We start from the raw sequence: 25,734 nt of genomic DNA on the forward strand, positions 1-25,734 counted from the left end.
CTTGGCTCTTTATTTTGGCTTTCTTTGGAGTCGACCGACGCACAAGAAGAGCATAAAGAGATAACGAATAAGAGAATGAAAAAAAGACTTGTTTTTAATGAGCGTATATGGCACATAAATAGATACCTCCTGCCAAAAATATTTAAGTATTTAGGTTAAGTCAACGTTAATTAATAGAGATTTTAATGCTCATCACTATCTTTCTAGTTTCGCTTATTTTTCAATGACATTCCATAGCCATGCCCTATGAATGGTGCACGATAACAGTATTGTTTTTTGTGTGTAATGGACGTTTAATCAATATTTTATTCGTGAGTGATTTTACCAGTATTAGCATCTATCTTTAATTCAACTTTTTATCTTCTTTGCCAAATTACATTCTTCACAGTGTTATCCGCCGTAGCCTCAGCGCATTGATAATAACGGATACAGAAGAAAGCGCCATAGCAAGTGCAGCGATGATTGGACTTAATAGTAAGCCTGTGAATGGATACAAGATTCCTGCAGCCAAAGGTACACCCAAGATGTTATAAATAAAAGCAAAGAAGAGATTCTGGCGTATATTACTCATGGTCCCTTCTGATAAACGACGAGCCTTGACAATACCACGCAAATCCCCATGCAATAATGTAATACCAGCACTCTCAATAGCCACATCAGTCCCTGTTCCCATGGCAATACCAATATCAGCTCGTGCCAGTGCCGGTGCGTCATTCACCCCATCTCCTGCCATTGCAACAGTGAGTCCTTTATCCTTTAATTCACTTATAATACGGCTTTTATCCTCAGGCATGATTTCAGCCACTACCTTTTTTATGCCAAGTGTACCTGCCACAGCTTCTGCTGTTTTTTTACTATCCCCTGTCAGCATGTAAATTTCAATGCCACTTTGTTGAAGTGAGTGGATGGTTTCAGGGGTTGTTGATTTAATTGGATCTTCCACTACCAAAAGGGCTACTGTTTTATCATCGATAGCCATAAACATCACAGAGGCACCTTTGGCACGGAGCGCATCTGCTTTTGTAAAAAGAGAAGTATTATCGTTCCCATGCTCTTGCATTAATTTGATATTACCAATGGCAACACGATGACCATTTACTTTACCCACTACTCCTTTCCCAGTTGGGGCGTCAAAATTTTGGACTGGTTCAAGAGCCAACTGTTTTTCCTTTGCAGCCCTCACGATGGCTTTGGCAAGCGGATGTTCGCTTTGATGTTCAAGTGATGCCGCTAGCGCTAATGCCTCTTCCTCATTTAAGCCTTGATCAGATACAATCTGCGTCAATTTGGGGTGCCCTTCAGTGAGTGTTCCTGTTTTATCTACAACAAGCGTGTTCACCTTTTCCATTCGCTCAAGCGCTTCCGCGTTTTTAATCAATACACCAGTCTGAGCACCTTTCCCTACTCCTACCATGATAGACATCGGAGTTGCCAAGCCCAAGGCACAGGGACAAGCGATGATTAATACAGATACAGCAGCAATTAAGCCATAGCTAAGTGATGGTTGCGGCCCCAACAATGCCCACAAAATAAAAGAAAGCATGGCAATTAAAATCACGGCAGGCACAAACCATCCAGATACAGTATCTGCTAAACGTTGAATAGGGGCGCGGCTTCGTTGAGCATCACTCACCATCTGAACAATACGTGAAAGCATGGTGTCACTACCAACGTGAAGTGCTTTCATAACAAAACTACCCGTCTGGTTAATTGTCGCACCAATAACTTTAGCACCTGCTTCTTTAGTAACCGGAATAGGTTCTCCAGTCACCATAGATTCATCTACAAAACTTCGGCCTTCCTGTACCTCACCATCTACCGGTATCTTTTCACCAGGGCGAACACGCAGCAAATCGCCAACATTAATCTTATCCAGAGATACTTCCTCTTCACTCTCATCTTCTTTTATACGATGCGCACTGTCAGGTGCTAATTTCAATAAAGCACGGATAGCACTGCCTGTCTGCTCTCTTGCTTTTAATTCCAGCACTTGTCCTAATAAGACAAGGGTCGTAATAACAGCTGCGGCTTCAAAATACACAGCGACTACCCCTTCTGGACTTCGAAAAGTCATGGGAAATACCCCGGGCAGAAGTACTGCCACCATACTATAAACCCATGCTACCCCAATACCCATAGCTATTAGAGTAAACATATTCAATTGACGTGTTTTAAGAGTTTGCCAGCCACGTTGAAAAAATGGCCAACCACACCAAAACACAACAGGTGTAGCAAATAGCAGTTGAATCCAGTTTGAAACACTGGCAGATATAAAGTTTTGCAACAAATGTCCGCCCATCTCCAATACCACAACAGGTAAAGTAAGAATTACTGCCATCCAAAATCGACGCCTCATATCGAGGTATTCAGGATTTGTTTCTTCTTCGGCTGTCACTGTTTCCGGCTCTAAGGCCATACCACAAAGAGGGCAAATCCCGGGATTAGTCTGACGTACTTCAGGATGCATGGGGCAAGTATAGATGATTACACCCTCTGTTTTGGAGGAAGCATTGCGTGACTTCTGTACTCTATGTTCCTGATGACAACAAGCGTCCTCTTTTCCAGTATTTGTATGCTTTTGTTGATGATGGTCGTGTTTCATTGATCACCTATTCGTATTAGTAGTTTCACTTAAGCAGAGAACACGTTTCAATGCCCACCGCCATGGCCACCGTGGCCACCAGCACCGTGTCCCCCATAGCCTCCATCAACCTCCTGTGAACTATGCTTTCTCAACCCATCACAGGAGCTCAAAAAGAGTGTTGCCCCAACTAACCCAATAAAAACAATAAATGCCATAGTTATTTTAAAAATTGACATCTGATACTCCTTGAAAATAAATGTTGGTCCACTTATCCTTTTAAAGCCTTTACCAAATTGTGTTTTACTAACTCATCCACAACCAAATCACTCACATCAATGGCATTGGTTATATGATTTACCGTGTTACAAGTAATGATTTGCATACCTTCCATTTCCGATAATAGGGAATAGGCATCTTCTGCAAAAAGCGCATGCACACCAATGCAAGTCACTGACTTAACCCCTAAATCTTGCAAATGCTTCACCGTTTCCACCATGGTTCTGGCCGTGGAGATGATGTCATCGACTAATACTGGGGTAGAGGAGTGAAGCTTCGGAATATTGGGTACTGAAATAGCCACCTCTTTATCACCCCGTCTCTTTTTTTCCAAAATCACATAGGGAAAATCGCCCTTTTCTGCAATGTCGGCAACCCATTGCTCACTTTCCATATCAGGGCCTATAAGCACTGGTTTAATAACATGAGCCTTAATCCATCTCGCTATATTTGAAGTAGCATGTAAGACAAAAGTAGGAATGGAGTAGACTTCATCTAAAGAGTTATAACGATGCAAATGGGGGTCAATGGTTATGAGCCAATCAAATGAAGTAGAGAGTAACTCAGCAAAATAACGCGAGGTAATCCCTTCACCCTGATGAAAACGTTTATCTTGACGTAAATACGGAAGATAAGGGGCAATCAAACCAATTTTTTTAGCTCCTAATTCTTTGGCTGTTTTAGCAAAAAACAACAAAGGTAGTATTTTTTCATCGGGTCGGTTTAAGCTATCCACTACAATGAGGCTGTGATTTTTAACTTCCGAATTAATTTTTACGTACCACTCCGTGTCTGGAAAACGATGCAACGTGGCATCACCCACCTCCACTTGAAGCGCTTTTTTTAAGTGTCTACTGATTTCTGAAGCATCAAATAATGAAAATAAAATGGGCTTCAAGGCTTCTCTCCCAGAACAATGGTATTTTGTTTATCGCGAATAAAATCGCGAGCATAAGTCATCTCTCCTGAAGACTCTGAATGGATGGTGAACAAAGGCTGTCCTTTTTCAACTTGGTCGCCAATATGAACATGCAAATCAACCCCTGCTGATTTAGACTTAGGGGCCCCTGCAAGCTTGGCAATTTTTGCGAGCATTCGATTGTCAATGAGAGATACTTTACCTGCTTTCTCAGCACCAATAGGGTTAGTAAAACGTGCCGCCGTCAATTCCCGCATGCCTCCTTGTGCCTCACAAATCGCCTGAAATTTTTTAAACGCTTCGCCGCTATCTAATAATTGTTTGGCTATCGATTGACCTGAGCCAGGTTGTACTGTTGATGAAAATTCCAGTACTGCTCCTGCAAGAGTTAATGATTTTTCGCGCAAATCCTTTGGGGCATGAAGCAATCCTTGTAATACCGCCAACACATCGCGTGCTTCCAGGGAAGGGCCAATACCATTTCCTATCGGTTGTGCGCCATCAGTAATTAAAGTATGGACCACAAGGCCTAACTGTTTTCCTACTTCTTCAAGGGATTGCTTAAGAAGTAAAGCCCTGGACTTATTCCTGACTTTTGCGGTAGGTCCCACTGGAATATCAATAACGGCATGGGTTGCTCCTGTAGCAATTTTTTTAGAAAGGATTGAGGCGACCAATTGACCTTCACTATCTAACTCAAGAGCACGCTCCACCCGAATAAGCACATCATCGGCAGGGCTTAAGCTCACAGCACCTCCCCAAACGATACAACCGTTTTCCTTTTCAACCACGTGACACATAGCCTTTGGGCTCAGTGACACCGGTGCTAAAGTTTCCATTGTATCTGCAGTACCTGCTGGAGAAGTAATTGCCCGTGAAGAGGTTTTTGGGATAGTTAACCCAAAAGCAGCTACAATGGGAACCACAACAAGGGTGGTGCGATTTCCTGGCAAACCACCAACACAATGCTTGTCTACAATCAAAGGAGATGACCAGGATAAGCGATCGCCACTGTCAATCATGGCTTTTGTAAGTTTCATGATTTCAGTATTGCTTAAACGTTCTGCGGCACTGGCCGCTAAAAAAGCAGAAATTTGCAAATCAGAAAGACGACCACTTAAAACGTCATCCACGATGGCTTTGATTTGTTTAAAAGAGAGTTCATTACCATAAATCTTCGTATGCACATAACTTAATGATTCCAGAGGTTTAGGATGGGATAATTGGATTTCATCCCCTTCTTTAGCATTTAAAGAATCCCAGGCATAGTGTGACAAGCTGGCTTCCCCGGGCTTAAGCAGCTCTGAGGTAACGACATTAAGCGTTGCGATAATGGAGCGTTTTCCAAGGGTCACTTGAATACGTGTCTGCACTTCAAAGCCTTCTGCATGACACACATGACAATCCTCTCGCATGTAAATAATGGCTTCATGATACGTCTTGATGCCTAAATATTTTAAACGCAAGGCATGACCCACTTCTTTTGTCACGACAAATCCTCCACATGCTGGTAAGAAGGAATCATGCAGGTGAAACCAAATTGCTGTTCAATCTTGTCTTTGAGCGATTGTGCACTGTGAGGTTCACCATGAGTGATAAAGACTTTTTTGGGTGGCCGAATAAAGTGCTTTAGCCAACCTAACAGCTCCTGATAATCGGCATGCGCAGAAGTACTGCTCATGACAACGACCTTGGCACGTATAGGAATCATACTACCATGAATTTTGACCTCACGTTCCCCATTGACAATCCTGGCACCACGAGTGCCTCCTGCTTGAAAGCCGGTAAAAAGAAGGGTGCTCTTAGGATCAGGGGCAAAGGCTTTCAAATGATGCACAATACGACCACCTTGGGCCATCCCACTGGCGGCTATAATGATTTGAGGCATTTTATGACGATCGAGTTCTTTTGACTCCTCAGGGGTATTGATATAAGTAGCTGCGTTACATAAGCCATGGCATTGTTCCTCATTTAAACGATGATCCTCTTTATAAGTGCAGAGCAAATGGGTCGCATTGATGGCCATTGGGCTGTCTAAAAACACTGGAACGTCTTTGTGAATCTCTCCTTTTTGTTTCAGTTGATAAATAAAATAAAGAAGACTTTGCGCACGCCCTACGGCAAAGGCTGGAATGACGACAGAACCCCCTCGTTTGATGGTTGTATTAATCACTTGCCCCATTTGCGGCAACGGATCAGTTGCATCATGCAATCGGTCGCCATAAGTGGATTCCATGATCAGATAATCCGCTTCTTGAATGGGGGTTGGTGCCTTCATGACCGGATCATAAGGTCGACCAACATCCCCGCTAAACAAAAGGGAACACTTGCTTGTTTTTATTTTGATCATCGCGGCACCCACGATGTGTCCTGCACGATGAAATTCGAAGCTAAATCCATTAAATAATTGGTGCGGCGCATTAAAATCAACGGTTTCAAAATGTTTTAATGCCGTTCTCGCGTCTTTTTCGGTATAAAGAGGAAGCGCTGGCTTATGTTTCGAGAAACCATATTTATTGGCTAATCGTGCTTCTTCTTCCTGAAGATGACCACTATCCGGTAATAAAATAGCACACAATGCTTTTGTGCCGGGTGTTGCATAGATTTTTCCTTGAAATCCATTTTTTACTAATAGGGGCAAATAACCGGTGTGGTCAATATGCGCATGAGTGATAATCACAGCATCAATATCGCGCGGGTCAATAGGCAATGAAGCCCAGTTACGTAATCGTAATTCTTTATACCCTTGAAAAAGACCACAATCGATGAGAATTTTTTTAGAATCGATGGTCAAAAGGTATTTTGAACCAGTAACGGTTTGGGTTGCCCCTAAGAACGTTAATTTCATCTTGCCTCCATTAGACTTCCTTGTTTTTTCAAATCCACTTGCCAGCGCCACATCACATAAACCACGGGAATCACAATTAAAGTCAGCAATAGTGCTGAAAAAATCCCACCCACCATGGGAGCCGCGAGGCGTTTCATCACATCAGCACCAATACCTGTCGCCCACATCACCGGTAACAAACCCAGTATATTCGCAAGCCCTGCCATCGCCATAGGGCGAATACGCGATACGGCGCATTGCTGCACCGTTTGAATCAAGTCCGGCAAGGTTTTGAGTAATCCTTTTTCTTTTTGCTCGTTGTAATCAGAATCAAGGTAAGCGAGCATCACCGCACTCGTTTCAGCAGCCACTCCAGCAAGTGCAATCATCCCAACCCAGACCGCGATACTCATGTTGTACCCTAATAGAAGGAGCAGCAAAAATCCGCCAAGTAGAGCAAAGGGTACACCTAGCATCACCATCAATGTCTCAGTGATGGTGCGGAAGGTAAAGTAAAACAAAATAAAAATAATGGCTAAGGTGAGTGGTACAAAAATTTTAAGTCGTTCATACACGCGTTGCATGAATTCGTATTGACCTGACCAGGCAAGCGTGTAGCCCGGGGGTAATGTGACTTTTGCCTTGACCACTTGCTTTAACTCTTCCACGTAGCTTCCAATGTCTCGTCCGCTAATATCAATGAACACATAACCTGCTAACATCGCATTCTCATCGCGAACCATGGCAGGACCTGAACGAAAGGTTAAAGTCACCAATTGAGCAATAGGTATTTCAGCACCACTGGGTGTTTTCACTAAAATACGATTGATCTTATCCGGATCATCGCGTAATTCTCGCAAATAACGCACATTAACAGGATAACGTTCACGGCCTTCAATTGTGGTCGCTATGTTTTCACCACCCACGGCTGATTCGATGATACGATTGACATCCATAATGGTTAAACCATAGCGCGCAAGCTCGTCTCGATGGATGTCAAAATCAAGAAAATACCCTCCAGCCACCCGTTCCGCATACACCGTACTTGTCCCCGGTACTTCTTTGGCTACCATTTCGATTTCTTTGCCAATGGCTTCAATTTTTTTAATGTCAGGACCAAAAACTTTAATCCCTACAGCGGTTCGAATTCCTGTGGTGAGCATGTCATTACGCGCTTTAATGGGCATAGTCCAGGCATTGCTCACACCGGGAAATTGCAAGGCTTTGTCCATCTCAGCGACCAGGCTTTCATAGGTCACGCTTTTGCGCCAAAATTTCTTAGGCTTAAGTTCAACAATCACTTCCATCATGCTAAAAGGAGAAGGATCGGTTGACGTATTAGCCCGTCCCGTTTTTCCAAACACATAAGCCACTTCCGGGAATGATTTTAATTTCTTATCCATTTCCTGGAGCAGTTCTGTGGCTTGTGTGACCGATATGCCAGGTAAAGTAACAGGCATATATAAAATCGTACCTTCATACAGAGGCGGCATGAATTCTGAGCCAATGAGTTTATAGAGGGGAACCGTGGCTAATGCTGCTACCACAGCAATCGCTACTACAACACCACGGTAATGCAGTGCTAATTTCAAAACTGGTGCGTACATTTTTTGCATCACGCGGGTAATGGGATGTTTTTGCTCGGGGATGATACGCCCACGCACCAAAATAGGTAATAACATGGGGATTAAAGTAATGGCCAGCAAAGCACTCATAAAAATGGCTAAATTTTTTGTATAGGCCAAGGGTGAGAATAACCGTCCTTCTTGGGCCTCCAGGGTAAAAACCGGCATAAACGATATGGCAATAACCACTAATGATGCAAAAATGGCAGGGCCTACTTCTTTCGCTGAATCAATCAACACTTTGTTGCGATCGCCGGGACTTCCTTTTGCTTCCCAATCGGCTAACCGTTTGTGTGCGTTATCGACCATGATAATGGCCGCATCCACCATATCCCCAACCGCCACAATGATGCCGCCAATGGACATGATATTAAGGCCAATATTGAAAAAATAAATGGGAATAAACGAAATCAAAATAGCAAGCGGCAAAGTAATAATTGGAATCAAAGCGGAACGAAAATGCCCCAAGAAAACAATGATTAATAACCCAACCACCACAAGTTCTTCAATCAAATTCCAGTTGGCCGTTGAAATGGCTTCTCGAATCAGATTACTGCGGTCATACACATTGACCATTTTTATTCCTTCTGGAATGGCAGTAGCCAATTCTTTGAGCTTATCCTTGATTCGACCAATCACTTCCAAAACGTCTTCCCCAAAACGCATGATGACGATGCCACCAACGGTTTCGCCTTGACCATTTAAATCGACCACACCACGACGCATGTCTGAGCCTAGCTGCACGGTTGCCACATCTCGTAATAAAATCGGCGTCCCATTGGCATTCGTACCAATGGCTATTTTTTCAATATCATCTGTCGACGTGATATAGCCTCGTCCACGAACCATGTACTCTGTCCCTGAAAATTCAATGACACGCCCACCAGTATCATTATTGCTCATACGAATTTTTTCAATAATTTGGGGTACAGAAAGTTTATAGGAAAGTACTTTGACGGGATCTAAATTAATTTGATACTGCTTAACAAAACCACCCACGGTGGCGACCTCTGATACACCAGGTATAGCTCTTAACCAATAACTTAAATACCAATCTTGAAAAGTGCGTAAATCGGCCAGATTATGCTTCCCGCTTTCATCCACTAAGGCGTATTGATAAATCCAACCGACTGGTGTGGCATCAGGGCCTAATTGAGGGGTCACGCCTTCAGGCAGTTTTCCACTCAATTGGCTCATGTATTCTAAGACACGTGAGCGCGCCCAATAAATATCGGTTCCGTCCTTAAAAATGATATAAACGTAAGAAAAACCAAAATCAGAAAAACCGCGAACTGCTACAACGTTCGGTGCGGATAACAATGCCGTTACAATGGGGTAAGTGACTTGATCTTCCACCAGATCCGGTGCTCTGCCCATCCATGTGGTATACACAATCACTTGCGTATCTGAAATATCAGGCAAAGCATCCATGCGAGTATTTTTTAAACCCCACCAACCGCCCAAGGAGAACCCCACGACAAATAGCAACACGATAAATCGATTGTTTGCGCAGAATTCAATTATTTTCTCAACCATGTAAATCCTTTTATCGTATTAATGCTGCATACCACCCATCGCAGCCTTTAACTGACTTTCAGAGTCAATGAGGAAGTTAGCAGAGGTAATAATGTTATCTCCCTCTTTGATGCCTTGTACCACCTCGATCAAATCACCAGCACGCACACCCAATGTCACATTGCGCCACTCAATTTTTCCATCCCCATGATAAATAAACACCACGGCACGCTCACCCGTTATCAAAACAGCATTTTTGGACACTACAAGTCGCTTGCCTAAAGGAATTTTTAAGTCAATATTGGCGTACATCCCCGGTTTTAATTGATCCTTGGCATTATCCACCACAAAACGAACCTTGGCGGTACGAGTTTTCATATCGACCGTTGGATAAATAAAATCAAGTTTGGCTTTAAACAATTGATTAGGCAAATACGACAAGGTGACATCCGCTGTTTGATCGAGTTTAATATAAGGTAATTCATACTCATAAATGTCGCCTAAAATCCACAAACGAGATAAATCGGCTATGGTATACAGTTCATCTTCTGGTTTGATTCGCATGCCGACTAATGCCATTTTATGAGTAACCGTTCCATTAATTGGAGAATTAATGGTCATCGTATTGGTAATTTTACCGCTTTTTGTCAAATGCTCGATTTCCTTCTCAGAAATTCCCCACAGCAAAAGTCTTTGTTTGGCTGCCTCAAAAGACGCCTGAGAGCCTGATATAATTGAAGTGTTTTTGTTTTTACCAAGAATTTTTTTGGCTTGTAAAGCCAATAAATATTCTTGTTGAGTAGAAACCAGATCAGGACTATAAACAGTAAATAAAGCTTGATTTTTTTTGACTTTCTCTCCGGTAAAATTGACGAATAATTTTTCTATCCAACCATCAAAACGCACATGAATATGGGCAACCAACCGTTCATCTGCTTCAACATAACCCACCGTACGAATCGTTTTTTCAATCCATTGGCTTTTTACCGGCTCCGATGTAATGCCTATGGCTTGTAAGCGAACTGGGTCTATCATGATTAAATTGTCCGAGGTGGATTTTTTCATATCCATCTTGTCATGAGTACTTGTTGTTGATTGCGCAATACCTATTTGAACGGCGATCAATAACACAATAAATAAGACGATTGGCTTTCTAGACTTCATGTGAGCTTCCCTGTAATTTCTTCTATCTGCGTGATGGCTTTTTCGTGATTTGCCAACTCATTATGCAATTCAATTTCATTTTCTTGTAACGTCAGCAGGTTATTAAGCAAGGTTAAAAAATCCACTTTACCAACTCCATAATTGGCTTGTGATGAATTAAACGTTAGTGTGGCCAAAGGAATGATGGAGCCTTGGATCAATTCAATTAACTTTGCAGAACGCTGTTCCACTAAAAAAGCGTTTTTGACCTGGAAAAGAAGCGCTTGATAGGTGGTGTGCAAATCTTCTACTTCAGCATTGTAACGAGAAAGGGATTCTCGCAAGCCATTATTTTGCTTCTCCATAAAATACAAAGGAATAGTGGCTTTCAAGTTGACCATATATCCGTCATTATTCGTTACTGTGTTATGTAATTTTCCTCCTTCAATTTCAACATCAGGAAAATAATTCATTTTACTTAATTTAACCGTTTGGCGTCGTTGCTCAACGCTTCGTTCGCGTGCTTTTAATTGTGGAGAGCGCTGTTTGATGAGGTTATTGAGAAATGCCAAATTATGACGATGATGGGTTACAGATAACTGCGATGGGGTATGAATTGCAATATCCAAGGGTCGATTTAAAAGACGGTTAATATCCGCCTCAAGCGATTCCCGCTCTTGTTTTAAGATAACCAAACGCATATCCAGGCGAGCGATTTCGGTCTGTGCCCGAAAAATATCTTGTTGCGGAACTTTTCCCACGCTGTAATTCACTTGAGCACTTTTTTCAAGCTCTTGCAGAAGCAGTAGGGTTTTTTGCAGGATTTCAATTGATTTATTAACCGAATAAAGGTTGTAATAGATACGCTTTAATTGGGCAATAACAACCAGGCACGTGGCCTGGAAGTCCGCGGCAGCCCGTTTTGCCTTCTCGACTGCTATTTTCCCACGAACTGCCAGCTTCCCTGGAAATGGAATTTCCTGACTTGCACCAATCATTTGTAGCCGCATGGGATCAATATTCATCGGGGAACCAACACTGACTTTAGGATCAGGGAGTGAACGGGCTTGGGGTGCAACACGATTGGCAGCGATCCAGCGCGCATGAGCCGCCTTAATTTGTGGGTTATTTCCCTTAGCCTCTTCAATCAGCTTCTCTAAAACTGGTAATGGCGCAGCATGGCTTAAAGAGAAAACAGGGTAATTGATCAAGCTGGTAATCAGGATGACCCAGAAGCCTTTTTTAAAATTAAAACGCCTCATGAGGTGAATTCCTTAATTTAATCATTTTCTTCAATTCCAAAATCAGTAAAGGGATGGTTCCTAAGACTATCCAAAGCAAGCATTCAGATAAAGTCACTGGACTAATTCCAAAAAGACGTTGCAAAAAAGGGACATGATGAATGAAGATCTGCAACGCAAAACTAATGCTGACAATAAAAAACAAGCGCATGTTTGAAAACAGCCCTACTTGCCATATGGTCTTGGTTTGACTACGAGCCCCAAAGGCTCTTAATAATTCTGCAGTCACTAAAACAGAAAAAGCAGCGTCCTGAGCCTGTATCAAATCCGCATTGACTAAATATTCGTAAGCAAATACACCAAAGGTGACCAGTGCCGTTAAACAACCTATAAAAGATACCTGCTTGAAAAATGAAAAATTCATCAGAGATTGTTGTGATGATCTTGGCGGACGTTTAAGAATTCCAGGCTCAGCCGGATCGGTTGCCAAAGCCAATGCCGGCAAACCATCCGTCACTAAATTTATCCATAACAATTGGATTGGCAATAGTGGTAAGGGCCAGCCGATTAAAAGAACACTAAAAACAACCAGCAGTTCACCCATATTTCCCGCTAATAAATAAGCAAGCGTTTTGGCAATATTGTCATAAATTGTCCGCCCTTCTTCAATCCCATCGACAATAGAGGTAAAGTTATTATCCATGAGAATAATATCGGCAGATTCTTTAGTCACTTCAGTGCCTGTGAGCCCCATTGCGATACCAACCGAAGCTTCTTTTAGTGCCGGTGCATCGTTTACACCATCACCAGTCATTGCAACCACCATGTGATGTTTTTTCCAGGCACGAACGATTTTTAATTTATGTTCAGCAGTAACGCGAGCATAAACAGCAATCTGTTTCACACACGCCATAAAGTCATCATCAGACATCTTATCCAGTTCATTACCTGTCATCAGGCGATCGCCTGGATTCAGTATCTCTAATTCACGAGCAATTGCTTTGGCGGTATCGGGGTGATCGCCTGTGATCATGACTGGTTTAATGCCTGCCATTTTACAACGCTTAACCGATGCTTTTGCATCAGCATGCGGCGGATCCTGGAGTCCTATGAGTCCTAGTAAAACAAGATTATTTTCAATGTCTTCATCAGCAGCCTCCAATAATGAAGAATCGCATTGCCGTTGTGCAAAGGCCAAGATTCGCAATGCTTCACTGGCCATCAATTGACAGGATTGTTGCATACGGGCACGTTCTTTAGGGGTTAATTTTTTGATGCCCTCTCGAGTCAAAATATGGCTACAGCGTTCGAAAATCACTTCAGGTGCCCCTTTGACAAACGCAGTCAGTTGCTCTGCTTGCCTACGGATTATCGTCATACGTTTTCGTTCTGAATCGAAAGGCAATTCTCGTATGCGAGGAAAAGTCGACTCCAGAATATCACGCCAAATATCTCCTTTGGCAGCCGCTACTAATAGTGCAATTTCTGTTGGGTCCCCAACAGTGGATAGTTGTCCTTGTTGCAAACGAATTTCTGCATTGTTACACGCCGAAGCGGCGCTCAAAACAGTCTGTAACAAATTATCTTTGGCGACATCACTCTCTTGACCTTGGGAAATAAAATGACCATCCAAGTGATATCCTTCACCTATGATACTGTACACTTCCTCTGCGGTAATGAGTTTACGGGCTGTCATCTCACCCACTGTTAATGTCCCGGTTTTATCCGTACAAATGACTTGGAGACAACCCAGAGTTTCCACAGCTGACATACGCCTTACCAAGACAGCACGTCGTACCATGCGTTGAACACCTAAGGCTAAAGCAACAGTGACTACCGCAGGTAAACCCTCAGGAATAGCCGCTACAGCCAGACTAACGGAGCTCATAAACAATTCAAAAAATGGAATACGACGTAACCAACCGAGAATAAAAATCAGTAGGACAATGGAAAAACAAAGCCATAATAGCCGGGAACCCACATGATTAAGCCTTTTTTGTAATGGGGATTCATCACGAGAAGCCTCATTCAACATGGTCGCAATACGTCCCATTTCGGTACTCATACCGGTTGCGACTACAATGGCTCGACCTGTACCATTCGCCACGGATGTTCCCATAAAGACCATGTTTTTGCGCTCAGCCAGCGGTGTTTCAGCACTATAAAAATTGAGATTTTTTTCAATAGGCAATGATTCACCGGTTAAAGGGGCTTCCTCCGTCTTTAAGGAAGACAGCTCAAAAAGACGAGCATCAGCTGTAACTAAATCTCCTCCTTCAAAAAGAAGAATATCGCCTGGCACTATATCGGAAGTAGTGATTATCCTGGCATGACCATCCCGAATTACCCTGGCTTTAGGGGAAGCCAATTTTTGCAACGCTAAAATAGCACGATCAGCTCGAAATTCGATAATAAAGCCGATAATGGCATTCAAAACCACAATGGCAAAAATGGCAATGGCATCTACTGTTTCACCAAGTAAAAATGAAATGACTACAGCGCCTAAAAGAACCCAGGTGACTAAACTGTTTACTTGTTGGAAAAGAATTTTCAAAAAAGAAGTTTTTTTCTGTTTGACCAATACATTAGCGCCAGACTCTTCTAAGCGTCGTTGTGCTTCTTCCTCAGTTAAACCAACTGATAAATCAGTTTTAAGTACTTTGGCCACTTCTTGGGGCTTCTTGTCATGCCAAATCTGCGTCATTGTCCATCCTTTGAATCTGCTCACCTATTATTCATGTGAGTTTAATTTCCCTAAAAATTCAAACGCCTAAGTTGGTATTATAAGAGAATCAATACTCATGACAAACCCTTACAATTCAGTCTAAAGCCCCTGATGTTAACGACCACTGCCACCTCCATGGCCTTGCGCGACATGAATATTTTAATTCTTTGTACTATCGTTGGCAGCTCCACTGTTTGTACAAACAGCAAGTAATAAACAGCAGGCTAAAATAAACCAATGACTTTGTTTTATGATGATTTTTATCCATGATTTTAAAAGGAAATAATTAAAATATAGACTGTCATTCAATCACCAGTCAAAATAAATAGCTCTAATTGATTGAACGGATAACATCAAACTCTTCTTCCCAATCCAAAAGATAGACTAGATTATTTTGTGCATGATTACTATTTTTTGGGTGAAAACAGAGAGCTTTTTCTTTTTCCTCTTCGGCTCTTGCTTCAGGAAAATACTCCAAGATCTCCATATCACTCATGATAGTTCCATCGATAAATAGATTACCTAATAATAACTTAAAATAAAGTGAATTATCTTAAGCATATCTAATTTTTCTTATACTTTAATTCGCTAAACTGATTTAAGCAATTGAATGAGATGTTGTATAAACTCTAAAAAAAACAGTAATCATATAAAGCGGTTAATTGAAACCTAGGTAGTTAGTGTTTATCTACGATATAATGATACAGAACGGTTGAGTGTCCTTGGAGCCAAAATTATTGTGAAAAAATTTATCATTGCCCTCATTGGTTTGCTATTAAGCAATTCGTATTATGGAATTGCTATTGCTGGAAATTCACATCATCATGCGATGAAAAATCCCTCAAAAAATTCATCGAAGTCACAGCAAAGTGCTACCATGCGATTATCAATTCAGAGGATAATTGAAAAAAAGGATAAGAAACTAGTCTTCCTCAAGTTATCTAAAACAACAAATAATAACCCAGTTACCCTAAACGATCTTGTTGAGGCACATACACAAAAGATTCATTTATTGATTATTGATGACAATCTCATGGACTACAGCCATGTTCATCCAGTTGAAACAACGACACCCGGTGTTTACCAATTTGAGTGGCAGCCTATCCTCAAAAATGCTTCTTATCGTGCATGGGCCGATCTATTGCCTGCGAATACAAAAATTCAGGAATATATTATTGCTGATTTTCCATCTCCTAAAAACATTAAGGGATTAGGAGGTCATATTGATCACCAGCCTTTATTTGAAAGCACTGTTGATGGCTATCAGTTCAAATTATCTTTTGATAAAACACCATTACAAGTGGGGCAACCAGCCATGGGTAAAATAGATATTGTTGATGCCAAGGGAAACCCAGTTCATACGTTAGAACCAATTATGGGTGCCTATGCTCACATCGTTGGTTTTAATGAAGACTTTAAAACCGTTACCCACGTTCATCCTATGTGGAAAGAACCCCAAAATAAGGCTGAACGTGGAGGACCCGAATTACAATTTCATATTGAGCCCAATAAAGCGGGATTTATTAAATTGTTCACCCAAGTACAAATTAATGGGAAAACACTTTTTGCCCCGTTTGGAATCCCAGTAAAAAATACAATGCAATATTAGATCCGCAATACTGGATACATCACTTGAATCACGAATCCATTCATCTCATATTGAACAAATAAAACTGGAGAAACCATCCATTGGCATGGTGGGTTAATTTTCTGGTAGTTGATTGATTTTCAATTTCATTGAATAGATATCAGATGACTTATCTTTGTGGCTTAAAGGTAAAGGAACTCTTACTTTATAAAGTTCTCCCCCATTTACTAAAACAAAAGCCTGCCCCTTTGGCAAAGAAATAATATCCTCTACTCCAATCATAGGCACAGAAGAAGTTTGTACTCTGTCCTCATTGGTTGTATTAAAATAAACCCCATCTTCCCCATGAGGTGTATCATTAACCATAGAAACTTGGGTATGTCCAATAACTCCAACTTGAGGCAGCACTTTAACCAGTAAATTGGCTGTTTCTTCATTTTTAACACGCAGCATAATTAGGGTATTAAAATTTCCCTCGGATACTTCTGCTTTAGCCCTGGAACCCAGTGCAACTTCCATATCTTGAATAGTTTGAGCGTAAGCGGTCACTTGAAAACCAGCACCGCCCGCTTTATTGAGAATCTTCACAAAAGAATCCTGGATAATCTCTGACAGCTCATCACAATGCAGATTCAATATATAACGAGCATTGGGTTCCTTGTAAATTTTACCAGCTGTAGAAACCAGATCTGACAAAAAAGCTTTACCCACTGCTTGGGCAATATTAGGATTAGTTAAACTATCTAAACCAATATAAAGCACTTTCTTATTTTTAATCACATCCATCAGCTCAATGTCACCTGCTTTGGCCTTTGACGATAGAATTTTTGAAGCATTACTTTTATTGATTTCAGACAATACAGGGCCGACGCTGGCTGTGATTTTTTCATAGTAGTGTTTATCCATAATAGCTGCATCATAAAGGTCTATCAGGATTTGGTCGTGAAGCGCTTCGGCATTGTTGCTTTTGATGGTTTTGTTGATGTGGTCTTTGACATATTGAATGACTGCCTGGTGGCGTTCCATAGGGGATTTGGTTTTATTGTTTTTACCAATCTTGCTGTCATGTTCCTCTATAATAGCTTCAATCTCTTGATGATATTTGGGATAGTGATTGGGTAGAATGGTGTCGGCATATGTCATCAATAGTTGATCTAATCGACTGATATAAAAGGCTATGGATTGGTAGGTAATGGGTTGTTTCATTTCTTCAAGACAAATGGCAACGATATTAACATATTTCCATGCAAAGGCTGCAAATTGCTTCCCTTCACCTTCTGCGGATATTGCATCGGTGATTCGTGTAGCCACTTCACTGATTTGGTCGAAATTTTTGAGAGGATTATATCGTGCGGATTTCTCTGGAAAGCCTAAGTGAACGATTTTGAAATCTTCTGTTCTGCCTGATACCTTACAGGCAGCCATCATGTCTCTAACCAAGTCCTGGTCGCCTTTAGGGTCTACAACAATAACGGCATCACCGTTTCGGATGTCCTGGTTAATCAGAATACTGGCTAATCGAGTTTTGCCGACTCTGGTAGTACCAACCACAAAAGTATGACCTACACGTACATCTTGAGGAATGTAAACTGGTTTATCTTCTTCTCCAACTCCGTGAAGGAAAGGACTTCCTCCGACGGGAGGATCGGGTCTGAATGGATTTAACTTGGAGCGGTTGTTAAGCCATTTTGCTAATCGAGTGTGTTCATGGTTTTGGCAGAATTGTCTGGCCAGCTGATAGCTATAGCTCCTTTGCATGAACTTTTCATTTTTGACCTGTTTGATTTGATGCAGCTTTTGGGTATGGCTTGGTCGCCAGCGGAAACCTTTACCTAGAAATAGCCAGTTTTTGGATAAAGGAATTTCTGTGGTGGATAGGGCATAGGTTGGCATGGCTAAAAGTCTGTGCTGATATCGCTTAACCTTTATTGCTTGCCATGCTCTAAAGACACCAGGGATTGATAGTGTAATCGCTGCATATAGACTCATTGTTTGCGTAAGCAAGAACAGATGTGGTTGGCTATAAGCGAGTAGAGCCAAAGACAAACAGGTAATCGCTGACCAGGCTTCGGTTGGTTCCCGAAATAGGTTATTAATAGGATATTCGCTCATAACATTCTCCAAATCATCAGTGCATCAATAAATAAGAAAATAGCCAGTAGATACCAGCGGACTTTGAGGGCTGTTTTGAGTTGTTCGGATGAGAGTTGATTATTAATCTGTATGCGTGTGACCAGCTTTGGCCATAACAAAATCAAAGCCAGATAAAGTAGTCCATGTAAGCCTAGAAACAACGGTTGTATATTAGCGAATGTATGTTGCCAACGAGTAAGAATATTTGTATTGATAATCCAAGGAGCAATTATCAATAAACCAATGATTGGTAAAATGGCTTGAATCAGTACTATAATGAATGAACGGATGTAATGTTTAATCATAGGGATAGCTCCAAATGAGAAAGGTATTTCGCTTGTTGGCGGTAGTTCTTGATGCCCTTGTTGGCGTAGCCGAGGATAAACCTGCTAAACGCTATTTGACTGTTTATGAGGCTCAAGAAAAATTTGATAAGGGCTTGATTAGTATTCGTGAATACAATGAATCCCTTGAGTCTAAATAAGGTCTTCATCGAAGACCTCCTGATATCACTTTAACGCCTGTTTTAGCTACCTGCATACCTGATTGACTTACGTTATCGCTATGGCGTTCAGTACCGCTGACTAAATCCATAAGACCTGCACCAGCGTCACCGCCAAAATGACTAGATAATCTGAGTAACAAAACGGGTGCTACAAAGTAAAACATTACAGCCATATTCTTCATGGCCGAAATAGCATCGTTTTCCCCTAATGGATCAAGCACAGAGCGTTCGAGAAATCCGACCAGATGCCAGAGGTATTGAAGAAAGATAGCCATAACAAACAAGGCGCACAGACTGCCCAACGCTCTTGGACTATAGCAACTTAAGGACAATACCATTGGCGTTAAAATGATTAAAAAGAACATGAAAAACGCTTGCATGACGGGCAGGGTTTGCATGATTGCTTCTCTTTTTAATGGGGTGGATGTCCATGATTTTGTCCATTGTCCGACATTGACCAGGCTATGGGTAATGGCAGATGCGACCTTTCCATTGTTATTATCCATGAGGTTTTGCACAGAACTGGTCTGCATGTCTTTGCTTTCTTGCAAGAGCATTTTCGCAATAAAATCTTCTGCGCTGATGTCTGCTTTCCAGGCTTTTGGGTGTTTCACTTTATATTGGCGAACTCTATCGAGCATGGCGTAGTAATTTAGATGCTTGTTAAAAACACTGGCCTGATTAGAGACTTCAACCAGGTCAGTTTTGATTTTGTTCCACCATTGCTGACAGCTTGGATATCCATCTTCTGGCAATCGTTCGGGTGGAATATCGCCACGATTAGCTGCTTTTTCAAGATTGCGATTTGGGGCTTGATGAAAGGTAAATCCTGACACGGGTTGGCGAGCGTGAAGTTTGCTGTAATACATCTTTTGCAGAATTTTAGAACCCATCCAGTTTAAATCATCTTCACCACCATAGCGTTTGAGCATAGGATCTAACTCACTGGCTTCATGCTTTTCACTATTGAATTGAGTTCTTGCTTCAATAAAACATTGCCTATGAAAATCCAATGCTTGTTTGCGAACGCTTTGGGGTAGATAGGTTGATACCAAATCGCCTTGAATAGATTGCAAACTATCGGTGCAACCCGTTACCTTCATAAGGCTGTAAGTGAAGCTCGACATGAAATTCTGGATAATGGCAAAGCCTATAGGAATTTTGACCTGGTTAGTCAGTAGATCTGCAAAGGCTTCATCATAAGTTGTGCCGCTGTCGCCAATGACCGCAGTCGTTGGGTTCTTTAGTCCACATAGGGGTTTAAATTGTAAGGCTTTGGTTTCCAATGGTACGCAAGGATAGACAAATAAACTGCATATCAGGAAAGTGACTGCCAATTCATAAAGGAAATTATTTAAAGCATGTTCCACAGCATAAAAAGCGCCAGCTGGATTAAGCACATTTTTAAGAAAGCGATAGCCAATGGCCAAAAAGCCAAGATATAACAGCCCTGTTTGCCACAGGGCGTTAAATAGAACCTCATACTGTTGCCAGCCTAGATAGGTGGTGTAGAGGGATAAAGGGTTAAAGACGATCATGATTAAGCTCCTTTATTTTCTTTGACGTAGATTGCACCATTTTTTACTGTTGGCTGTTCATGATCCTGGCCTGGGATATTTTGGTTTTGTGCTTGGTGGCGAATGTCCATGATGGTTCCCAAAGTCTCATTCATCATTTTTTTGCGGACATCGTTTTCAAATGACAATGAGTGAATGTCATCATCCAGTTTTTTCAGTGCAAAAAGGACCATGTTCATAGCAGGTTTTAAGTTTTGTACTTCTTGTACTTGCAGTCCTGCTTGTAAAATACGACGCATCATTAAGGCTTTATCCAACATGTTTTGGACAGCAATTTCCTCAGCTAACTTCGAGACAGTGAGCATCTGTTCTTCACGAGGTAAATGTTGAATTGTGATAATGACTTCATCAGTAATCAGTAAATTGGAGGCGCTGACTTTATGCAGATTTTCTTCGGTCAGTGTCCATGTACCATTGACTAAATTCCATAAGGCTTTGGCAATGTTCTGACTACAGGTATTAGCGTTCGCACAGCTTTGCAATAAGGCTGATAAGCCTATCCCTGCTTTAGCATCGTGATTTTGTTTGTTTTCACTGCTGCTGACTTGAATATCACCTAGAACCTTAACTGCCCAATTGGCAGCATCAGTAGGCGTTGGCCAGCTTAGTGTCATAGGGATTTTAGTACTTGGTTTCTCCAAGGAATTTAAAGGTTTTCTCTCCAAAAGAATGTTGTACCCAGCAATGACTACATCATTAATCACCTTAATGGGGCGTTGGAATTTACCGCCAGCATTGCCTTTATCGCTGCCTATCCAGGGTAGACCGTATTCATCTCGTTTTTGGGCAATACTTTTTGACGTTTCGGTCACATCGACGTTTTCCTTCTTAGCCCGTTTGGCAGCATCGAGCCATCCCTGACTATCTGATACTGATAAGATGCCTTCCATAGGAGATTGGTTTTGTTCCAATGCTTGTTTGACTTCCTGACAATCTTTAACTTTGAGGGTAAATTCATTTTGCGCGCTAGATGCAGCATTTTGTAGAACATTGTATAAAGCAGGCATGGACTGTTGTAGCTTATAAAGCGGAAATCCTGCGACAGAGCCTTTCAAATTATCAATTACACCGCCAGGGATATTTAATGCTGATTTCTTTAAATCCTGAAAAGTATTGGTAATGGATACCACAGGATTAAAACCGCTACAGGAAAAGCCCATACGGCCATCTATATCTGCACCAATAACCAGTGTTTGATCTTTATTGACGGGTGGAATAAATAAATTAGATGTTCCTCCTAATTCGTAATAGTAATCAGATTGGCTAGGCATAAAGCTGCCAGCTTGGATCAGAGAGGGGATTAGTAAACTAAGTAGTAGTGATTTCTTCATGGCATCGTCCTATCGTTTTTGAGGTTGTTCTACTTTGGGAAAGGTTAAAAAGTTCACGAGTTTGCCTTCGTGCTGGATACAGCCGCGGTATTTACGCCAGAGGACAAATACATAATTACCATTACCCGCTTTGTCATCTTCTGTACCAAAGTCCTGTGCATCCCCTGGGTGAATATTTCGGTTAATGGGGTAGATTTCCTGCCAGATGACCTTGGTGTTTCTGGGGTCATAAATGGCATTAGCTACTACACAGTTTCTCCCACAGGAATTACGAGTTGATTTGGTGACATGTAAGGGATTTTTATTGGTGACGATATCCGCTGCGTGCATGGCCGCTACAACTGAGGCTCTATAGTTATAGGGCTGAGTCACTCGCATTAATCTTGGAATTTCAGAACCCCAATTTTGGGTGAATGTGCCAATGTCATGATTAATTAATAGGTATGGATGAGTTCCCATATACAACAACTCAGCGGCTTCTGTTCTATCCATGACTGCATCAGCTTCGGCAAGATAATAAGGAACACCAAAACCTGTTTCAGGTCTATGTGACAGGTAAGGGATACGATAGAAAGCAGCAGGGCTGCCAATAACATCAACGATACGGGTGCGTTCATCATTAATATGAAGATCGGTGGTTTGGCCGCTGTCATTGCCAAAACCTAATTCAGAACCAGTCGCAGCTTTATAAGCTTGTTGATACAGTGTTCTTGCTGCTTTATTTTCGTAAAGCGTTCGTGCCTCAAGCCAGGGATTTTCTTCTGGCTTATTGCTGACAGTAATGATTAGATCAGGCAAGAATTGCTCAACCGCGGGCGTGACTTCAAGCCTGGGCGGTAGACGGCCTACAGCCCAGGTACAAGAACCAATCACTTTATAATGGCTGTTTTGAAATAGCTTTTGCAAGACCCGTGTGGCTATGATGAAGGTGTTCACTGGGTGAGGAGGGCTAGTGCTTTCTAAAGCAAAGGACAAGTTAGTCATAAAAATAAGTCCTATTGTGAATAGCAGTTTTAGGTTGTTCGAGTTTTTTAGCCATGATTTCGGCTGCTTCAAGTACATCATGTTCTTTCTCCAGAAGGTGACGTTGAGCTTTTTCTGATTTTTCGGTCATTAACAGTGCTAGTAGGTAGCGAGGTGGAATGACGCGAAACAAACCCTGATAACGTGACCCTAATAAAACCGCTTCTGCATACAAGCCTTTTTGCGAATCAATATCTCTGATTAATGTTTCCTGCTGTGGTGTTAGGGATTTAAAGCGTTTTACGTCAGTGATTTCTTTTTCATCTAGTCCCAATAAAATCCAGGTTTCAATCAACGATAAAATTTTGGTGGCCTTTTCTGAATTCATGTCCGTGACGTTTTGGGTAATAGCAACCAGCCAAAGACCGAGCTTTCTTGCTACTTTGGCAATCAGTAAACAAACGGTCACAACAGAAGGGATTTGAAATTGCAAATGGGATTCATCAATAAAGAGAAAGGTTGGTCTGTTATCGTTTTGAGTAGCTTCTGCCATAGCCAGTATTCTTGGCAATAATGAAACCATTACCAAGGCCAGCTTTCCGGTATCATCCTTAATGGCTGAAATATCAACATGAAAAATATCAAAGTCACCTAAAGGCTCTGTCGACACATTAAAAAAACGAGATTTGGCACTGTTAATCACATAACTGTTAAGTCGATCGTGCATATCAAGGATGCGGTCTTTTTTGCGAGCAACTGTTTCTCTATCAAGTCGTCGTTTAAAAGCACTTACAATATGCTCAGTGAGCATTTGCGGTATGTCATTGTTAAAGGACGTTAAAATCGCATCACTTAACACTTCGATTAATAGAGTTTCATCAGCCAAAGTAAATTGTTCTTCTTCCAAAGCATTAGCCTCAGTAATCATGGTACGTAAAGCTAAAGCAAGCTCGGCCAGATAGGAGCGGTGACCATCACCACAGACCACGTCTTCTGAATTAGCAGGTTCTTGAAGGTTGCTCTTTAATTCCATGATTTTTTGAGCAATTAAGGTAGCCTGCTTTGTACTTAAATTATCTGTGATTTCGGGAATAGCTTTATATGCTTCACAAAATGGATTTAATGGGACTGCTTCATCTTTCTTATTGCTTAGTAATAACTGTTTGGTCTTTTTACCGTGCGCTTTGGCGTGAATGAGTATCCTGTCAAAAGAGTTCCCCATTTCAAAAAGCACTATTCGGGCATTTTTCATGGCTAATAAAGATTGAATCATCCAACCCGTTAAAACCGACTTGCCACCACCAGAGTTTGCAAAAATAGCGCAATGAGAATTTTGGCTAACAAAATCATGATGCAGTAAGTCAAAAAAAACAGGTTCACCCAAACGATTGAAAAAGGGGAAACAAGGTAAATGCCTTGCACCTTGGTTGCGTCCATAGACCGGAAGCAGTGCTGCCAGCTCAGTGGCATACATCAGACGATCAAAACATAAATATTTACGGGCATAGTGGGGATCAAAATTAAAGGGCAGAGCATTGAGCCAGGAATTTAGAGGATGGAGATCATAGTTGGAATGAATCAAGGGCATTTTGGCATCGTTGAAAATCGCGTGCAGATTTTTTTCTATGATTTGAGCTTGTTGCTCATCTTCAGCTTGATAGAAAATGGCCTGATTAACCCAGAACAATCGATTGCCCATACTTAACTCATTACGGGCTGTCCTAATATCATCTCGGACTTCCTGAGGTTTTAGACTGGTTCCTACGATTCCTTTTTCCAATCGCGTTAAATGGGAATCAAGATTTTCATCATGACTAAAGACGACTTGGATTGTGTAGATGCTTCCTTCTGGCAAGGTATCTAAAAGTGCGTATCGATGTTTGGGATTAGCTTGCTGTCTTTCTCGTGAGACTAATCCAATGATAGGCGCTTCTTTTAACCCGTCAACATACAGAATTCTTTGTTTGTTTCCTTCAAAAACAAACCCATCTTCATCGCTTACAGGTGGCGTAAAGAATACATTTTGCGCTAGGTTAAATCCTGCTGGTATGGGATTCGGATAAGGGTATTGTTCTAATATCTCGTCAGCTGATTTGGGATTAAACCAACGTATCCACCACTGGTAATAATCTTGCCCTTTGAGGCGTTTGATTTCCAGCCCTGGTGAGCGCAGTTTGGTTTCAATCTGACTAATGACTTCTTGATGTTCGAGAAGAATTTGCTCTCGGGGTAGATTGGTTTGGTGTAATTGTCTATAAAACAAAACTCTGATTCTTCGTCTTCGTCCACGGTAGGGTGCGCCTGTTTTGGGATCAATAAATAAGCCTTCGGGTCGGGTCATTTTATTGTAAAGATCGTGCAGGCGTTTTAAATAATCTTGCGTTAATGGACTGTCTCTAAATTGTTGGGGGATTTGGGTTTTAATATGAGTAATAACGGGATCAAGGCAATATTCGTCTTGAACAAACATCTGCATGACCCAAGGATCAACGGCATGTAGTGGAACTACGGATGCAAAGGTATCCCGAATTTTATGAAATACCGCTTGTAAATACTCAGAGGAGGCTGCTTCTGCCTGAATATCACCTAATTCAAATCCTGAGCCTAGACTTTTGCCATCGGCAAATAAAAAGACCTGCTCTTGTTCATTAAAATCAACAATAGTCAATCTATCGGCAAAAGAAGGTAAAGGATTGGCGTAACGCTTTTTAACAGCTTGTTCTTTTATAGCTTGGGGATTCATTTCTCCAAGCAACCAGTTAGATAATCGTTTCATCATGTC

Annotated in this window: 18 protein-coding genes; 2 read left to right on the plus strand and 16 right to left on the minus strand. The window is 41.5% G+C overall.

Annotation, left to right across the window (positions count from 1 at the left end; translation table 11 throughout):
- Positions 1-382: 382 nt before the first annotated feature.
- The 10 genes from Lrub_RS09170 to Lrub_RS14790 all read right to left on the minus strand — a co-directional run bounded on the left by Lrub_RS09170 (position 383) and on the right by Lrub_RS14790 (position 15,351).
- Positions 383-2,602: a copper-transporting P-type ATPase gene (locus Lrub_RS09170; RefSeq protein WP_014842610.1), complete on the minus strand. Its 2,220-nt coding sequence runs from the start codon at positions 2,600-2,602 to the stop codon at positions 383-385.
- 47 nt (positions 2,603-2,649) lie between these two features.
- A complete protein-coding gene (locus tag Lrub_RS14955; protein ID WP_014842609.1) occupies positions 2,650-2,820 on the minus strand; it encodes a hypothetical protein in 171 nt (56 codons plus the stop codon).
- A gap of 32 nt (positions 2,821-2,852) precedes the next feature.
- Complete coding sequence (locus tag Lrub_RS09175; protein ID WP_014842608.1) at positions 2,853-3,758, minus strand: ribose-phosphate pyrophosphokinase; 906 nt, start codon at positions 3,756-3,758, stop codon at positions 2,853-2,855.
- Entirely contained in the window at positions 3,755-5,269 is a 1,515-nt protein-coding gene (locus Lrub_RS09180) for a thymidine phosphorylase family protein (RefSeq protein WP_014842607.1), read from the minus strand. The genes Lrub_RS09175 and Lrub_RS09180 overlap by 4 nt, the downstream gene beginning before the upstream one ends.
- Entirely contained in the window at positions 5,266-6,627 is a 1,362-nt protein-coding gene (locus Lrub_RS09185; RefSeq protein ID WP_014842606.1) for an MBL fold metallo-hydrolase RNA specificity domain-containing protein, read from the minus strand. The genes Lrub_RS09180 and Lrub_RS09185 overlap by 4 nt, the downstream gene beginning before the upstream one ends.
- Positions 6,624-9,767: an efflux RND transporter permease subunit gene (locus tag Lrub_RS09190; RefSeq protein WP_010652852.1), complete on the minus strand. Its 3,144-nt coding sequence runs from the start codon at positions 9,765-9,767 to the stop codon at positions 6,624-6,626. Before Lrub_RS09190 ends, Lrub_RS09185 begins: the two co-directional genes overlap by 4 nt.
- Positions 9,768-9,785: 18 nt before the next feature.
- The gene (locus Lrub_RS09195; protein WP_014842605.1) at positions 9,786-10,910 is read right to left on the minus strand and encodes an efflux RND transporter periplasmic adaptor subunit; all 1,125 of its coding nucleotides are present in this window, start codon (positions 10,908-10,910) and stop codon (positions 9,786-9,788) included.
- Positions 10,907-12,151 (minus strand): TolC family protein, encoded by a 1,245-nt coding sequence (locus tag Lrub_RS09200; RefSeq protein ID WP_014842604.1) that lies wholly within the window; start codon positions 12,149-12,151, stop codon positions 10,907-10,909. Before Lrub_RS09200 ends, Lrub_RS09195 begins: the two co-directional genes overlap by 4 nt.
- Complete coding sequence (locus Lrub_RS09205) at positions 12,138-14,834, minus strand: cation-translocating P-type ATPase (protein WP_014842603.1); 2,697 nt, start codon at positions 14,832-14,834, stop codon at positions 12,138-12,140. The genes Lrub_RS09200 and Lrub_RS09205 overlap by 14 nt, the downstream gene beginning before the upstream one ends.
- Positions 14,835-15,186: 352 nt before the next feature.
- Entirely contained in the window at positions 15,187-15,351 is a 165-nt protein-coding gene (locus Lrub_RS14790; RefSeq protein WP_154080663.1) for a hypothetical protein, read from the minus strand.
- Between the two features lie 243 nt (positions 15,352-15,594).
- On the opposite strand from Lrub_RS14790, the gene Lrub_RS09210 reads away from it, so the two are divergent.
- Positions 15,595-16,464 carry a hypothetical protein gene (locus Lrub_RS09210; protein WP_028389632.1) on the plus strand — a complete coding sequence of 290 codons (870 nt, stop codon included), beginning with the start codon at positions 15,595-15,597 and terminating at the stop codon, positions 16,462-16,464.
- Positions 16,465-16,557: 93 nt separating this feature from the next.
- Here the strand turns inward: Lrub_RS09210 and traD are convergent, their stop codons facing one another.
- Positions 16,558-18,555 (minus strand): type IV conjugative transfer system coupling protein TraD, encoded by a 1,998-nt coding sequence (traD, locus tag Lrub_RS09215; protein WP_014842601.1) that lies wholly within the window; start codon positions 18,553-18,555, stop codon positions 16,558-16,560.
- Complete coding sequence (locus tag Lrub_RS09220; protein ID WP_014842600.1) at positions 18,552-18,881, minus strand: hypothetical protein; 330 nt, start codon at positions 18,879-18,881, stop codon at positions 18,552-18,554. The genes traD and Lrub_RS09220 overlap by 4 nt, the downstream gene beginning before the upstream one ends.
- A gap of 14 nt (positions 18,882-18,895) precedes the next feature.
- Here Lrub_RS09220 and Lrub_RS14960 point away from each other — a divergent pair, with 14 nt between their 5' ends.
- On the plus strand, positions 18,896-19,060 hold the full coding sequence (locus Lrub_RS14960) for a hypothetical protein (RefSeq protein WP_010652859.1): 165 nt from the start codon (positions 18,896-18,898) through the stop codon (positions 19,058-19,060).
- Between the two features lie 5 nt (positions 19,061-19,065).
- Here Lrub_RS14960 and Lrub_RS09230 read toward each other — a convergent pair whose 3' ends face one another.
- The 4 genes from Lrub_RS09230 to Lrub_RS09245 are packed head-to-tail and all read right to left on the minus strand — an operon-like array spanning position 19,066 to position 25,728.
- A complete protein-coding gene (locus tag Lrub_RS09230; RefSeq protein ID WP_014842598.1) occupies positions 19,066-20,619 on the minus strand; it encodes a conjugal transfer protein TraG N-terminal domain-containing protein in 1,554 nt (517 codons plus the stop codon).
- A 2-nt stretch (positions 20,620-20,621) separates the two neighbouring features.
- Positions 20,622-21,989, minus strand: a complete 1,368-nt coding sequence (locus Lrub_RS09235) for an integrating conjugative element protein (RefSeq protein WP_014842597.1) — start codon at positions 21,987-21,989, stop codon at positions 20,622-20,624.
- A 9-nt stretch (positions 21,990-21,998) separates the two neighbouring features.
- Positions 21,999-22,973: a TIGR03756 family integrating conjugative element protein gene (locus tag Lrub_RS09240; RefSeq protein WP_014842596.1), complete on the minus strand. Its 975-nt coding sequence runs from the start codon at positions 22,971-22,973 to the stop codon at positions 21,999-22,001.
- Positions 22,966-25,728 (minus strand): conjugative transfer ATPase, encoded by a 2,763-nt coding sequence (locus Lrub_RS09245; RefSeq protein WP_028389631.1) that lies wholly within the window; start codon positions 25,726-25,728, stop codon positions 22,966-22,968. Before Lrub_RS09245 ends, Lrub_RS09240 begins: the two co-directional genes overlap by 8 nt.
- Between the last annotated feature and the right edge of the window lie 6 nt (positions 25,729-25,734).

The organism is Legionella rubrilucens, from assembly GCF_001468125.1.
Lineage (GTDB): Bacteria > Pseudomonadota > Gammaproteobacteria > Legionellales > Legionellaceae > Legionella_C > Legionella_C rubrilucens.

Excerpts from the sequence above, each read along its gene's own strand:
- Lrub_RS09170 (WP_014842610.1), bottom strand. The coding sequence starts at position 2,602 with ATGAAACACGACCATCATCAACAAAAGCATACAAATACTGGAAAAGAG.
- Lrub_RS14955 (WP_014842609.1), bottom strand. The coding sequence starts at position 2,820 with ATGTCAATTTTTAAAATAACTATGGCATTTATTGTTTTTATTGGGTTA.
- Lrub_RS09185 (WP_014842606.1), bottom strand. The coding sequence starts at position 6,627 with ATGAAATTAACGTTCTTAGGGGCAACCCAAACCGTTACTGGTTCAAAA.
- Lrub_RS09190 (WP_010652852.1), bottom strand. The coding sequence starts at position 9,767 with ATGGTTGAGAAAATAATTGAATTCTGCGCAAACAATCGATTTATCGTG.
- Lrub_RS09195 (WP_014842605.1), bottom strand. The coding sequence starts at position 10,910 with ATGAAGTCTAGAAAGCCAATCGTCTTATTTATTGTGTTATTGATCGCC.
- Lrub_RS09200 (WP_014842604.1), bottom strand. The coding sequence starts at position 12,151 with ATGAGGCGTTTTAATTTTAAAAAAGGCTTCTGGGTCATCCTGATTACC.
- Lrub_RS09205 (WP_014842603.1), bottom strand. The coding sequence starts at position 14,834 with ATGACGCAGATTTGGCATGACAAGAAGCCCCAAGAAGTGGCCAAAGTA.
- Lrub_RS14790 (WP_154080663.1), bottom strand. The coding sequence starts at position 15,351 with ATGAGTGATATGGAGATCTTGGAGTATTTTCCTGAAGCAAGAGCCGAA.
- traD (WP_014842601.1), bottom strand. The coding sequence starts at position 18,555 with ATGAGCGAATATCCTATTAATAACCTATTTCGGGAACCAACCGAAGCC.
- Lrub_RS09220 (WP_014842600.1), bottom strand. The coding sequence starts at position 18,881 with ATGATTAAACATTACATCCGTTCATTCATTATAGTACTGATTCAAGCC.
- Lrub_RS14960 (WP_010652859.1), top strand. The coding sequence starts at position 18,896 with ATGAGAAAGGTATTTCGCTTGTTGGCGGTAGTTCTTGATGCCCTTGTT.
- Lrub_RS09230 (WP_014842598.1), bottom strand. The coding sequence starts at position 20,619 with ATGATCGTCTTTAACCCTTTATCCCTCTACACCACCTATCTAGGCTGG.
- Lrub_RS09235 (WP_014842597.1), bottom strand. The coding sequence starts at position 21,989 with ATGAAGAAATCACTACTACTTAGTTTACTAATCCCCTCTCTGATCCAA.
- Lrub_RS09240 (WP_014842596.1), bottom strand. The coding sequence starts at position 22,973 with ATGACTAACTTGTCCTTTGCTTTAGAAAGCACTAGCCCTCCTCACCCA.
- Lrub_RS09245 (WP_028389631.1), bottom strand. The coding sequence starts at position 25,728 with ATGAAACGATTATCTAACTGGTTGCTTGGAGAAATGAATCCCCAAGCT.